The organism is Paenibacillus sp. MY03 (assembly GCF_002165585.1).
Lineage (GTDB): Bacteria > Bacillota > Bacilli > Paenibacillales > Paenibacillaceae > Pristimantibacillus > Pristimantibacillus agaridevorans.
On record NZ_MXQD01000001.1, the window covers coordinates 409,865 to 422,423 of the forward strand.

General features: G+C 54.6%; 12 protein-coding genes. 11 read left to right on the forward strand and 1 reads right to left on the reverse strand.

Annotated elements, in window-relative coordinates; genetic code table 11:
- Positions 1-42: 42 nt before the first annotated feature.
- The 3 genes from B1748_RS01305 (at position 43) to B1748_RS01315 (ending at position 3,279) form a co-directional block, all read left to right on the forward strand.
- Positions 43-1,077, forward strand: coding sequence for an EamA family transporter (locus B1748_RS01305; RefSeq protein WP_087566051.1), 1,035 nt, complete (start codon positions 43-45; stop codon positions 1,075-1,077).
- A gap of 136 nt (positions 1,078-1,213) precedes the next feature.
- Positions 1,214-1,789 (forward strand): hypothetical protein, encoded by a 576-nt coding sequence (locus B1748_RS01310; RefSeq protein WP_087566052.1) that lies wholly within the window; start codon positions 1,214-1,216, stop codon positions 1,787-1,789.
- Positions 1,786-3,279: a methyl-accepting chemotaxis protein gene (locus B1748_RS01315; protein ID WP_087566053.1), complete on the forward strand. Its 1,494-nt coding sequence runs from the start codon at positions 1,786-1,788 to the stop codon at positions 3,277-3,279. Before B1748_RS01310 ends, B1748_RS01315 begins: the two co-directional genes overlap by 4 nt.
- Before the next feature lie 95 nt (positions 3,280-3,374).
- Here B1748_RS01315 and B1748_RS01320 read toward each other — a convergent pair whose 3' ends face one another.
- Entirely contained in the window at positions 3,375-4,136 is a 762-nt protein-coding gene (locus B1748_RS01320; RefSeq protein WP_087566054.1) for a class I SAM-dependent methyltransferase, read from the reverse strand.
- 513 nt (positions 4,137-4,649) lie between these two features.
- Between B1748_RS01320 and B1748_RS01325 the strand changes: the two genes are divergently transcribed.
- From B1748_RS01325 to B1748_RS01360, 8 genes are all read left to right on the forward strand, one after another.
- A complete protein-coding gene (locus tag B1748_RS01325; RefSeq protein WP_087566055.1) occupies positions 4,650-6,032 on the forward strand; it encodes an ABC transporter substrate-binding protein in 1,383 nt (460 codons plus the stop codon).
- Between the two features lie 44 nt (positions 6,033-6,076).
- The gene (locus tag B1748_RS01330) at positions 6,077-7,723 is read left to right on the forward strand and encodes an FAD-dependent oxidoreductase (protein WP_087566056.1); all 1,647 of its coding nucleotides are present in this window, start codon (positions 6,077-6,079) and stop codon (positions 7,721-7,723) included.
- The gene (locus B1748_RS01335) at positions 7,720-8,100 is read left to right on the forward strand and encodes a 4Fe-4S dicluster domain-containing protein (RefSeq protein ID WP_087566057.1); all 381 of its coding nucleotides are present in this window, start codon (positions 7,720-7,722) and stop codon (positions 8,098-8,100) included. Before B1748_RS01330 ends, B1748_RS01335 begins: the two co-directional genes overlap by 4 nt.
- Positions 8,101-8,148: 48 nt before the next feature.
- Positions 8,149-8,796, forward strand: coding sequence for a nitroreductase family protein (locus B1748_RS01340; RefSeq protein WP_087566058.1), 648 nt, complete (start codon positions 8,149-8,151; stop codon positions 8,794-8,796).
- Between the two features lie 26 nt (positions 8,797-8,822).
- Positions 8,823-9,005 (forward strand): YezD family protein, encoded by a 183-nt coding sequence (locus B1748_RS01345; RefSeq protein ID WP_087566059.1) that lies wholly within the window; start codon positions 8,823-8,825, stop codon positions 9,003-9,005.
- Positions 9,002-10,630: an FAD-dependent oxidoreductase gene (locus B1748_RS01350; RefSeq protein WP_087566060.1), complete on the forward strand. Its 1,629-nt coding sequence runs from the start codon at positions 9,002-9,004 to the stop codon at positions 10,628-10,630. The genes B1748_RS01345 and B1748_RS01350 overlap by 4 nt, the downstream gene beginning before the upstream one ends.
- The gene (locus B1748_RS01355) at positions 10,627-10,977 is read left to right on the forward strand and encodes a 4Fe-4S dicluster domain-containing protein (protein ID WP_087566061.1); all 351 of its coding nucleotides are present in this window, start codon (positions 10,627-10,629) and stop codon (positions 10,975-10,977) included. The genes B1748_RS01350 and B1748_RS01355 overlap by 4 nt, the downstream gene beginning before the upstream one ends.
- Positions 10,978-11,149: 172 nt before the next feature.
- Positions 11,150-12,463 (forward strand): ABC transporter substrate-binding protein, encoded by a 1,314-nt coding sequence (locus B1748_RS01360; RefSeq protein ID WP_179215308.1) that lies wholly within the window; start codon positions 11,150-11,152, stop codon positions 12,461-12,463.
- Positions 12,464-12,559: the final 96 nt, after the last annotated feature.

Genomic DNA, 12,559 nt, shown 5'->3' on the forward strand with positions numbered 1-12,559 from the left:
GCGAAAATTATAGTGAAATCAAGGAAGGAGCTTTATTACATCATGTTGTGGCTTACATTATCTCTGCTTGCCGCCATTGCATTCGGATTGCGAGGCATGCTCTATCATTGGACCAGCCAAAAGCCGGTCAATCGGAATTTGATGCTCTGCGGCGTATTCGCCATCGGGGCCATCATCAATCTTGTAGGCGCCTTGGCGACGTCCGCGGACTGGACGGTCAGCACATTGGTCGGCATTCAGATGGGATTGTTCTCCTTCGGGGCGAACGCCAGCATGTTCAAAGGGTTTGCCGTCGGCAAGGCATCGCTCGTCGCGATTTTGACCGCGCTGCCATCGGTCGTCGTCGTCCTTGCCGCCTACTTGCTATGGGATGAACGAATTAACGGAGCCCAGCTGGCGGCCTTTGCCGTTATCGTGGGAGGCGTGTTGCTTGTCCGATACTCCAATGAGCTGTCGCTTCGCAATCTGCAGGGGGCCCAGTGGGGACTGCTGGCTATGCTGCTGTTCGCTTGCAACGATCTCTCGGGCAAATGGTCGACGCTGCTGGGAGCCGATCTCATGCCGACGTTGTTCTTTATGTTCGCGACGGGGATGCTCTGCTTCGGCCTGTGGTGGCTGGCGGATCTCCGCCGGGAAGCGGCCATGATGCACGCTCGTGCTCAAGCTGCAGCCTCCGAGACTGCCGGCGGGGCGCTGTCTTCCAGCGGAGCTTCCGATTCTGTAGCGACGGTGTCTTCGTCGATGCCAACGCCGGCGGCGGTTGCCTCCGTCGAGGCAGCGGATGGGCAGCAAGCAGCGGCGTCTACCGCTAACCGGGCTGTTTCGGGATGGAGCATCCGACGCACTTTCGTGACCGGACTTGCGGTCGGTCTGACGAATACGGCCGGCATGCTGCTGATCGTGCCCGCGTTCGACCTTGGCAAAGCGGGTCTCGTTTCGGCGGTCGTCGCTCTAAACGTGCCGCTTGTGCTGCTCTATACTAGATTCGTCGTTAAGGAGAGGTTCAGCAGAACGGAGCTCGCAGGCATTTTTATGTCGCTTGCAGGCATTTTGCTCATGCGGCTTTTCGGGGGATAAAGACGATGACTTATATTTTGAAATTTTTGTAAAACATGCTTTGGAACTAATGATTTTTGTTAAGTCATCCGATACGATATACATATCATTCCAAATAGAGATCAATATAATTGGATAAGGAGAACATATCGTATCGATGATTAAACGTGTGGAGAATGAGCTGGAATTGGCCATGTTTAACGGCATTTGGACGACGGTTTGGCGGGAAAAGGGATATGAGCTTGAATTCGCGGAGCATGTTCTGGATCGGTTCGTTGTGATGAATGAAGAAGGCTACTGCGTTGGCACCTCGGAGATTAAGCCCTACGACAGGGATAGCAGTCCCCTTAACGAAATCGCCCCTTTCCGGGATCATCCCAAAGTGATCGCTTCGGAGGGACGTGTCGCGGAGATCGACAAGATTGCCATATTAGGCTCTTACCGCGGCAAAGGCAATATGCTGCCCTGGATATTGTCCTCCGCCGTGTACAGCGCCGAACAGCATGACATGGACTACTTTGTTTCCCTGCTGGAGCCTGTATTTCTTCGCGCGCTCAAGATCTCGTTCAAAGTACCGGTCGAGCGTCTTGGCGAAAGACTGTTCTACAAAGGGGATTATGTCGTGCCCGTCTTGTTTGACATGTCGGCCATGTATCTAAACAAACAACGCTACGAGTGGCTGTCTAATCCCGAAGCTTTAAATACAACAATAGAGGTGAAAGCAGGCTCATGAAGCAGCTATCGGAACTGGACAAGCGCAATAGGCTTTTGGTCAAAATATACTGGGGCATGCTTCTGCTAGGCATTTTGACGGATATCATGATTGGTCTTGGCGCCGACATGATCCTGCTTCTGGCGGGCGTAGGCGCCGCGCTTGGCGCTGTCGTAACGTTCATGACGTACCGGGAAGTCGGCAGCGGCCTCGTTAAGTACATCATGCCATGCAATTTGACGATTATCGTAGCGATGCTGATTCTGATGGATCCTAACCCCATTGTCAGCACCTACTTTCTCGTCTACGTGAATATGGCGATCATCGCTCTTTATTCGGATTATCGCCCTATCATCGTAACCGGGGTATTGGGCGCGGCGCTTTCGTCCTATCTGTTCGCAGATCCATTTTTCCAGGAGCGTTTATTCCCTTCGGATTCGCTTGTGCTGTTGTTCCTGTACCTGGCGTTTGCCACGGCCGGCTTGTCCGTAGCCGCGCATTACAGCCAGAAGCTGCAGCGCGAAGTCGGCGCCCGCCAAAGCGAAGCCTTGGCGTCGAAGGAGCTGGCGGAAGGCGTATTGTCGCAGCTGCGCGGCTCCATTGAGATGTTGACAATGTTCAGCGCCGGCCAGCAAGGGCATGTGATCTCCACAGGCGTTATCTCCCGCGAAGTAACAGGCACCTTCGTCGAGATGGCGGCAGCGATCGAAAAGCAGACGGGCAGCGTTGTGTCCATCAACGAATCCGCTCAAGAAATCGAGCAGGCCATCCAACGATTGCTGGACGGCGCGAATCTGCTTCGCGGTTACTCGGATTCCAATGCGGAGCTGGCGGAGCGCAACAAGGCGCAGCTGGAAGCTCTGTCCGCCGAGATGGAAGGGCTTCGCGTCATGATTATGAGCACGGTCGACAAGATGGGCACGCTGCAGGAGCAGAACGATCGAGTGACCGATATCGTCGATACGATCAGGGACATATCGGAGCAGACGAACCTGCTGGCGTTAAACGCCGCGATCGAAGCGGCGCGCGCCGGCGAGCATGGCCGGGGCTTCGCGGTCGTATCCGGCGAGGTGCGGAAGCTGGCGGATCATTCCCGCCGCTCCGCCGAGGAGATCGGCGCTATTTTGACGACGATACGCACAGGCATTAATGATGTGTATGGCCATGTAGAACGCGGGCAGGAAGCGGTGGTGCGGGGCGATGCGGCGGCGAGAGGCGCGCTTGATACGTTCGTCACCATTAACGATAACGCCAGGTTAGCCAAGGAGCAGGCGCTTCAGGTAGGCGACAGCACGAGCGGCCTGCATCTTCGTTACGGTTCTCTGGCGGAGGAGCTCGACAGCATCGCAGCCACGACGCAGCAGAACATGGCGTCCGTTCAAGAGGTGCAGGCGAGCATGGAAACTCAGCATACCAAGATTAACGAGATGGTCGACGAATACGCCAAGCTGGATTCGCTCGTATCCGAGCTGGAACGCGTATCGGGCGGTAGCGGCAAAAAAACGGCATAAGAACGATACAAGAACGGCAAGGAACAGCAAATGGAAATCCCGCTGCGGCGCGCGCAGCGGGATTTTTTTGTCGTTTAGGGGATTTGCTATATGCTTTAATACTTTCGCACGGCTTCAAAAGTAATGATTTGACCCGCACTAGATGGCTGCTGTTGGTAAACGTAATCAGCAGAACATGTAATATCGGTGAAACCGATACTTTCTAAAATTAGTTTAAATTCATCAATTCCATACCAACGCAATGCAAAACGTTGCAACTCGCTTTGAATCAACTTTCCTTGGCGCCATTTCTCATATTTAATATAGGATACAGTAAATTGATTTAACCAATCCATTTCAATCGATTTGCTTTCCATCGTAATACCATCGCCATTAGGCAGAGAAAATGTTGAGGTAGAAATACTTCCTGTTTTCCAAGCATGAGGAAATTGAAGATCGACGATTAAACGTCCCCCTGGAACAAGATGTTTATAAAAGGATTTTAATGCCTCTAGAGAGTCTTCCCGCTTTTCGATCAAACAAAAGGAACCAGTAGGAATAATAATGGCCTCGTAATTAATAGGCAATGAAAATTCCTGTAATTTACCTTCATATAAATTAGGGGTCAATCCTCTTTCTTCACAACGTTTTCGACAAGAATCCAACATTTCAGGAGAATAATCGATTCCATCAACTGTATATCCAGCCTCAAGAAGCGGTATTATAAAACGCCCTGAGCCAACTCCAGCTTCGAGAATGCGTCCCTGACAAGTTTTTAATCGTTCTTGGTAATATTCAATATCCCCGTCTAAAGAGTACCCCACAGGTTTTGTGAAATCATAGACTTCGGTACAAAGTGTACTGTAATAACTAAACATATTTTCATATCCTCCATTTTTGGACTCGGAAGATTTCATAGAAAATATTCTGATGTTATCCCTTCCGAACCTCTGAATTGATTGTTAAGTTAACGGAGCTGACTGTCATCATAATCACTCGCTTTCATTATAGAATCTACGCCAATTCTATCAAACCCAAAAATACTTTGCAAAAAGCTTGGACAGCTATGGCAGAGCTAAAGGACCCGGGAGGAGCGAATGTATCATTGGGAATAGCGGGGCGAATCTTCGAGAATCGGCATTTTCATCCGTGCATTTTCACCTGTTGACAGTTTCTTTAGAGGGTGCTAAGATTGGTTTTACATAATTCAAAGTAATTCAATTGGCTTTATAGGTTATATGGATGGCATTGACCATACAAATGGAGATGTATGCTTGCATAGCATTCTGCCCCTCGGTTCGAAGAGGGACGGGAAGCCGTGCGGCGTGCATCTTTTTTTATTTGATATGCTGTGCGGAAGCGCGGCTACGACTGGATGAGGAGGCTGGAGGATGAAGAAACGAAGAGGTTTGGCGCTGCTGCTTGCGATCATGATGGTGATGCTGGCGGCTTGCGGAGGAACGGGCAATACGAGCAATACGCGAAACGAGGCTGAGTCGGCGCCTCCATCCGGGGAGACGACGGGGAACGGCGGGGATGCGAAAGGGCAGGTCGGGGAGCAGACCCGCAAGGAGCCCGTGACGATTACGTTCTGGAACTATGGGAACACGATTACGGATACGGAGTTCAATAAACTGATCGTCGAGCCGACCAAGGTCAAATATCCGCATATTACGTTAGAGAGAATCAAGACGGACGCCGATACGACGCCGGAGGATTTGTTGTCCACGGGACAAGTGCCGGACATTATCTATACAAGCAGCGGACCCTCGTACTACCGTTTCCTTGATATCGGCATTATTCAGGATCTGGATGAGCTGATCGCGAAACATAATGTCGACACAACCCGCATCAAGCCGGCCATTCTGGAATCGATCAGAAGCTTTACGCAGGAGGGCAAGCTGATCGCCATCCCGCTCTCTTTCAATCTATTGATTACGTACTACAACAAGGAGATATTCGATAAGTTCAATGTACCGTACCCTTCCGACGAACCGCAAACCTGGGAACAATGGCTGGAGCTTGGACGAAAGCTGACGATTCAGGATAACGGAGTACAGTATGTGGGCGTTGATCTTGGCGGACCCGGCAATATCGTGAGAAGCCTGGACATCGGCAATGTTGATTCCGCTACTGGAAAATCGACGCTCGCGAGCGAGGAATGGACCGGGATCTACGAGCTGCTGAAGAAACAGTATGAAATTCCGGGCTTCATCGGATCGAACAACGAGATCGGCTATGACCGCGTTACTTTCATGCAGGACCGCCGGCTAGCGATCAGGCCCGCGTTTCTAGCAAACATGGTCGGACCGCTGGAGGAGCTTAAGGCGGAGGGGATCGATCTGGATTGGGACATCGCGCCTGCCCCGCATTTTGGCGACAACAAGGTCGGCGGAAGCATTCATTCCGTCATTTTATCCAATCAGAGCAAGCATCTGGACGATGCATTTCTTGTTATCGCCAATATTTTGTCGGACGAGACGCAAAGGCTGGTCGCGCGCAATGGCCGCGTGCCTTCTATCGTCAATCCTGAGCTGGAGAAGGAATTTGGCGCGGATGTCTCCGTCTTGCAGGGCAAAAAGATCGAGAATGTGTTTAAACTGGAGGCCAAACCCAACAATCCGCCGCATCCTTTGGATAATCAACTCGGGGAGGTGCTAAGCCAGGCTGCGGAGGAGATCGCGCTTAACGGCAAGGATGTCAATTCCGCTCTGCGGGGCGCGGAGGAGGAGAGCAATCGGATCATTGAAGCTTGGGATAAAACAAGGCCATAACGCAGCGACGAACGCTGCGACAACACGAACATGGAGGCGTTGCAATGAGCGGGGAAACGGCTTTGAAGCTGACAACGGATGTGCTTGTGATCGGAGGGGGACCGGCTGGCGCTTGGGCGGCATGGAGCGCGGCATCGCAAGGCGCCAAGGTGGTGCTGGTCGACAAAGGTTATCTCGGATCCAGCGGAGCGACCGCCCCGGGCGGGACCAATCTGCTTTATCTGCCTCCGGATGAAGAACTGCGGGAGCAAGCTGTGCAGCAACGAATGAAGTCCGGCGGATATTTGTCCGAGGCTGCTTGGATTCATAGAGTTCTGGATCAGGTGTACATCAATCTGAAGCTGGTCGAGAAGTGGGGATATCCGTTCGTAAGGGATGAAGATGGCGTTCCCCAGCGCAATCACTTGCAGGGACCGGAATATATGGCGCTTATGCGCAAGGCGGTCAAGAAGGCCGGCGTCAAAGTATTGGATCATGCGCCGGCGCTTGAGCTGCTGGTAGACGATCATGGCGTGGGCGGCGCGAGAGGCGTGCTTCGTCAGGATGGGAAAGACTGGGAAGTAAGGGCTAACGCGGTAGTCATCGCCACCGGAGGTTGTGCCTTCCTGAGCAAAGGATTGGGCTGCAACGTGCTGACCGGCGACGGATATTTGATGGGCGCGGAAGTCGGAGCGGAGTTGTCCGGCATGGAATTCTCGCGAAGATACGCGCCGGCGCCGGCCTTTAGTTCCAATACGCGTTCGCGCCTGCTTAGCTGGGCGACTTATTACGATGAATACGGCAATGAACTGCAAGGGCAGCGGGACGGGGATTTCCTGGCGAAGCGGCTCCTCCAGGGGCCGGTATATGCCATCATGAACAAGGCGGATACGCCAGAGAAGCAAGCCATTTTACGCTCGTCGCACGCTATCTTCTTCCTTCCTTACGATAGAGCGGGAATCGATGCATTTACTCAGCCGTTCCCGCTCACGCTTCGTTACGAAGGGACGGTTCGAGGGACGGGAGGCCTCCGCATCGTTACCGACGATTGCGGCACGACCGTCGCGGGCTTGTATGCAGCCGGCGATGCCGCCACGAGAGAGCGAATAACCGGCGCGGCCTCCGGGGGCGGAGCCTTTAACGCTTCTTGGGCGATCTGCTCCGGCACATGGGCTGGAGAGGGCGCGGCCAAGCATGCCTTATCTCATCGGGAGACCGCTGCAGGCCGCGAATTGCGAGCCGCAGGGCGATACGGGCTTGGCGCTTCCTCCAATAAAGCATCATCGGGAGCCGAGCCTGTCGCAACGAGGGAGTTCGTCAAGGCGATCCAGGATCAAGTGCTGCCGCTGGAAATCAATTATTTCCGCACCGAGACGGGATTGACCGCGGCGCTGCAGAAGCTGGACGGTTTATGGAAACATGTGAACGGGCAGGCGCCCGGCGATGTTCATGAGCGGGTTCATGCGAGGGAAGCGGCGGCAATGGCGGCGACGGCCAGATGGATTTATACGGCGGGATTGGCGCGGAAGGAAACGAGGGGAGGCGGTCTTCATTTGTTGAAGGAATATCCGGAGCTGGACCCTCATCAACATCACAGGCTGCTAGTCTCGGGTCTGGAGCATATTGAAGTAAAAAGAGACCGATCATTCCTGACGGCGGCAAGGCCGGCGTCGTCGAGCGAGCCGTCGGAGAGAAAGGCGGGAATCGGATGATTGAGTTAGTAAGCGCCGAACGATGCATCGGCTGCAACATTTGCGTTAAAGTATGCCCGACGAACGTATTCGACAAGACGGATCATGCGCCTGTCATAAAGCGGCAGGAGGATTGCCAGACCTGCTTTATCTGCGAAGCCTACTGTCCGGTGGACGCCCTGTATGTGTCGCCGTATGCGGACGAGGCGGTTCCCGTGGACGAAGAGGGGCTTGCCGCCGACGGCATACTGGGAAGCTGGCGCGCGACGATTGGCTGGGGACCGGGCAGGACGAAGCTGGCTGCCGTCGACAAGACGCCTTTCATTAATCGAATTTTGCCGGCCAGGCCGATCAGGGCTGCCGGCATCTCCGATGTCGGATCTCCGACTACGGGGTAGAGCCGCTTGTTATTTATCATTCCATATAATCGAGAGGAAGAGTGAAGCATGAGTATATCCGCCAACCCATTGGAAGGTTACGCATCATTATCCGAGCTTGCCTATAACGCCGAGGTCGCCGAGGCGCGCCGGCCCGATCATCCGGTACATCCGCTTATTCTTAACCGCTGGTCTCCGCGATCGTACGAGGATCGCTCTATTAGCGACGAGGTGCTGTTCACGGTGCTTGAAGCTGCCCGCTGGGCGCCTTCTTCCGGCAATGTACAGCCTTGGCGATTTTATGTAGCCCGGACGGCCGAGGAGCATGCCGCATTCGACAAATTTCTGAAGCCGCGCAACCGGCAGTGGGCTACAAAGGCGCCCGTATTGCTGCTGCTTGCATCCGTCAAGGTCCGGGACAACGGAGATCCGAACGGCGCGCATGCCTTTGACGCCGGCGCGGCATGGGCTACGCTGGCCTTTCAGGCCAGATTGCTAGGATTGTCTACCAGAGCCATCGGAGGTTTTGATCACGATATCGCCAGAGAGACGTTGCAGACGTCTGATGATCTTGCGCTGCATGCGGTAATCGCGCTTGGTTACAAGGGGGAAGCGGGCAGCCTGGACGATGCCTTTCGCGAGCAGGAGAAACCGAACGGAAGGCGTCCCTTGGCCGACAGCATCCTCCCGGTGAAGACGGATGGACTAATCGATTAATTCCAATGCGAGAGGGGAGAGCGAGGATGGGACGTTCAGTAGAAGTGACGGATGAGTGGTTGAAAAAAATATTGGAGCAAGTGCAAGGACTTGCTTACGGCGTGGTGCAAATAACGGTGCATGACGGACAAATCGTCCAGATCGACCGGACGGAGCGCAGCAGATTCGATGTTCCAAAATCGCAGGTCGGCGGAACGAGAAGGAAGTGAGCGGCCGCGAAGGAGAGACGTTAACCGCCGACGTGCTGGTTATCGGCGGAGGTCCTGCAGGCGCATGGGCGGCATGGAGCGCGGCTTCGCACGGCGCCAATACGATTCTGGCGGACAAGGGATATCTGGGAACGAGCGGTGCGACGGCGCCGGGCGGCACGAACTTCCTGTACGTGGAGCCGGACGAGAGAAAGCGGGAGCAGGCGGTGGAAGAGCGGCTTGCATCGGGCGGTTTTCTCTCCGAGGGGCCATGGATCTATCGATTGATGGAGCAGGCGTATATCAATATACAGCTGGTGGAGAAGTGGGGGTATCGCTTCCCGCTGGACGATAACGGCAATTTGTACAAGGCGCATATGCAAGGCCCGGAGTACATGGAGTTAATGCGGAGGGTTGTTCGGAGAGCCGGCGTTCGAATTCTGGATCAACACCCGGCGCTGGAGCTGCTTGCCGACGAGCACGGTGTAGGAGGAGCTCGCGGCGTCAACCGGCTGAACGGCCGTTCCTGGGAAGTGCGGGCAAACGCCGTCATTATCGCGACCGGCGGCTGCGCCTTCCTTAGCAAAGGGCTGGGCTGCAATGTTCAGACCGGCGACGGACAGTTAATGGCAGCCGAGCTTGGCGTGGAGATGTCCGGCATGGAGTTCAGCCGGCAGTACGCGACCACGGCGGCGTTCGGCACGATTACGCGCAACCGTCTGTTGGGGTTCGCGTCCTTCTACGACGAGGAGGGGCGGGTCATTCATGAGGGCGGTCCGCGAGGAGATCATTTTTTTGCGGTGCAGCTCGACAAGGGGCCGGTGTACGCCATGCTTACCCAGGCCGACACGCAAGAGAAAAGGGATATTCTGAGAGCTTCCACGCCTCTGTGGTTCGTCCCGTTCGATCGGGCGGGGATCGACCCTTTCACCCAGAAGTTCCCGATTGCGATGAGATACGAGGGGACGATTCGCGGAACCGGAGGCATTCGGATTACGGGCGAGGATTGTTCGACGGCGGTTCAAGGTCTGTACGCCGCCGGCGATGCAGCCTCGCGGGAGAAGACGGCCGGAGCGCGCTCCGGCGGAGGCGCCTATAACGCTTCGTGGGCGATTGCGTCGGGAACCTGGTCGGGCCAAGGGGCCGCGGAATACGCGCTGGAGCAAGCCAAGGAAGCGCGACAGCGCAATCTGCAGGCTGCAGGCAGGCATGGACTTGCCCATACCGCATCCGCAACCGTCGAAATTCCGGTTCGCGAGGTGATAGAGCGAGTGCAGCGGGAGATGTTTCCGCTTCGCATTAATTACTTCCGGAGCGAGCCGGTGTTGAAGGCGTCCTTGGAGAGGCTGAATCTACTATGGCCGCTCGTGCAAGGACAAGTCGGGCCTACCGCGACCAATCGCGTGCAGTCCCGGGAAGCCGCCGCGATGGTCGCGAATGCCAGATGGATGTATACCGCCGCTCTGCTTAGAAAGGAAACAAGGGGGATGCATACGATGCAGGAATACCCTGAGCTGGACGACCGGTTGAATCACCGGTTGTTATTGTCCGGGACCAATACCATCACGTTTCGTGCGGAGCAAGTTCCCGGGCATCAAGGCCGTCATATCCCGCCGGTCATCGTAAAGGAGCGGCAATCCGTATGATCGAGCTGGTGAGCGAGGACCGCTGCATTCAATGCGGGTTATGCGTGAAAGTATGTCCAACGAACGTCTTCGACAGCGATGATCTAGGCTTGCCGGTCATTGCCAGGCAGGAGGACTGCCAGACCTGCTTTATGTGCGAAGCCCATTGTCCCGCCGACGCGCTTTATGTTGCCCATCATGCCGACGAGAAGGTGGAAGTGAACGAAAAAGATTTGATCGAACGCGGTCTGCTTGGCAGTTGGCGGGCCGTGATCGGATTCGGCAGCGGCGGCAAGGTATCGATGGCTGCAGCGGATACGACGCCTATTCTAAGAAGGATGAGGTCCGGGATCGGCAGAACGCAATGAACGGGCAATGCTAATGCTGCAATTGCATAGTGATAGATGGATCGCGACCGTGTAAACGGAGGAGATAAGCGTACCTTGACGGGACGCTGTCTCCTTTTTTTATTTAATTAAAACCAACTATATTTATAAGAAAAGGTGGATATATATTAAGAGATCATGGATTGGATTAATCGTGTTGACGTTGTTCGTCGTATCGGCATGCGCTTCAGGAACAGGCGGCAAGACGGCCGCAGGAAGCACGAATGAAGACGCTCCGGTCTCTGCATCGCCGACAGAGAAAGCAACCGAGACCACGCAGGAGGAAATCGAGCTGACGATATTCAAATACGGCGGAGTCACCTTGACGAACACGGAGGTCGAGACGTATTTCAAGCCGGTGGAGAAAAAATTTCCTCACATCAAGATCAAGCTTCTCGACATTCCGGAGGGCGATCCCATTGAACCGCTTATAACGGCGGGGACGATTCCCGATCTTATATTCGGCGGCGGTTACGCGGAGTTGAAGGAAAAGGATCTGATCGCGGATCTCGCGCCATTAAAGGAAAAGTACGGATACGATGAAAGTCGCCTGAAGCCGGAAGTCGTCAGCGCGATCAATCAGTCCTCCGAAGGCAATCAATTCCCGTTCTCCATCAACTTGCCCGTCTTGTACGTCAATAAAGACATCTTCGATCGATTCAACGAACCGTATATTAATGAAGTGAAAACATGGGACGAGATTATCGGGATCGCGAGCCGCTTGACCAGATCGGAAGGAGGAGTCCAATATGTAGGCATCGATCTCTCTCCCACGCGTCTCGGGAGCGGCTTGTCGCTCGATATTATCGACCCGGTCACGGGGCAAGCCGCGGTGACGGACGAACAATGGACCAAGGTGTTTAAGACGCTGGAAAAGCTGTATGCCATTCCGGGATTCGTGCAAGGGGAGGATTACCGCCACGACGACAAGGATGACGTGTTTTACGCGGACCAGAATTTGGCGCTCTATACCCATAACCTTGCCCAGCTTGTCGGTCCGCTTGAGGAGCTTCGGCAGCAGGGAGTCACGCTTAATTGGGATTTCGCGCCGCATCCGAACTTCGAAGAAGCGCTCGGCACCAGCGTGGAGATTAACGTGCATCGATTCGCGATAACGAAAGGCGGCCAATATCAGGACGAGGCTTATCAGGTCTTGAACGAGTTGCTGTCCGATGAAGTACAACGGCTCGTCAGCCGGAACGGCCGCGTCTCCGTACTGAACAATCCGGAGCTCGAGCTGGAATACGGCGCGGATATTGAAGTGCTGAAAGGAAAGACGATCGAAAATATTTTCAAGGCCGACCCGCGCGAGTTGAATGCGGAAAATGCGAACGAACGCAAAATTACAAAATACATCGGCGAAGCCGCGGCGGATCTCGCCATTCGCGGCGTGGATGTCAACACGGCGCTTCGCACGGCGGCGGACAAAATCAACAAAGACCTGGAGACGCTGGGAAAGACGAAGTAACGATTGAGCGGGGGGAGTGGGAAGACAAAAAGATGCAGGGGGGATCGTAAGACGCAGGTATGATGCCTGCGTCTTTTTTTGTAACAAACTGAGTTC